Raw genomic sequence first — 1,173 nt, forward strand, 5'->3', positions numbered from 1 at the left:
CCAGCTGCTCGCGGTGGTGCGCGGTCAGCCAGCCGGACAGGTCGGGCCCGGCGGGGACGATGCCGGTGGGGTTGATGCCCGTGTGCACCTCGTAGTAGTGCCGCTTGATGTGGTCGAAGTCGACCGTGTCGCCGAAGCCGGGCGTCTGGTAGAGGTCGCGGGCGTACGCCCACAGCACTCGATCCTCCGCGATCTTGTTGCGGTTGCACTTGAAGTGGCCCTGATAGACGGGGTCGAAGCGGACCAGGGTGGTGAACAGCCGGATGTCGGCCTCGGTGATGCTCTCGCCGACCAGGTAGCGGCGGCCGGACAGCCGCGCGGACAGCTCGTCCAGCTGCCGGAACACGTCGTGGTACGCGGCCTCGTACTCGTCCTGGGTGGTGGCGAAGCCGGCCCGGTAGACGCCGTTGTTGACGTTCCGGTAGACGCCGTCCACCACCTCGTCGATCTCGTCGCGCAGCGCCTCGGGGTAGAGGTCGGGCGCGCCGTCGCGGTGCAGGGCCGTCCACTCGGTGGCGAAGTCCAGGGTGATCTGCTGGAAGTCGTTGGTGACGAGCTTGCCGCTGGGCACGTCGACGATCGCGGGCACGCTGACGCCGCCCGGGTAGCCGGTCTCGCGCGCGTCGTACGCCTCGCTGAGGAAGCGGATGCCCAGCACCGGGTCGCGGTCGTCGGGGTCGAGCGTGAAGCGCCAGCTCCGGTCGTCCTGGATCGGGTCGGTGACGCCGATGGAGATCGCCGGCTCCAGGCCGAGCAGCCGCCGGGAGATCAGCGTGCGGTTGGCCCACGGGCAGGCCCGGTTGACCACGAGCCGGTAGCGCCCGGCCTCGACGGGCCAGCCGTCCTCGCCGGCCGCGGTGATCCGGTCGGCGAAGTGGCTGCGGGAGCGCTTGAAGCGCTTCCTGCCGTACTCCGTGTTGCCCTGCCCGTCCTGCCCCGCCCCGTCGTTCCCGCTGCTCATCGCCGGCTCCTTCGTCGACCTGGCTGACACCGCCGGCACCATTGTCCAGTGCGCCCGGGCCCGCTGTCAGGCGATGCGGTGCCCGCCGGGCGAGTCGCCGCACGGCCGGATCAGGTCTTTGCTCCGGCCGTGCGGTAGTGGTATGTGCACAGCTCGCGGAAGCCGGCGCGTGCGTACAGCCGCAGGGCCGCCGGGTTGTCGCGCTCCACCTG

1 protein-coding gene is annotated in these 1,173 nt (G+C 71.0%); it reads right to left on the bottom strand.

Features of this window, described 5'->3' with window-relative positions; all coding sequences use genetic code 11:
* Positions 1-961 (bottom strand): glutathione S-transferase family protein (locus tag H5J30_RS34575; protein WP_181791764.1); only part of this gene is annotated, 961 nt, incomplete at its 3' end.
* Positions 962-1,173 lie beyond the last annotated feature (212 nt).

The organism is Streptomyces phytophilus, assembly GCF_013870535.1.
GTDB lineage: Bacteria > Actinomycetota > Actinomycetes > Streptomycetales > Streptomycetaceae > Streptomyces > Streptomyces phytophilus.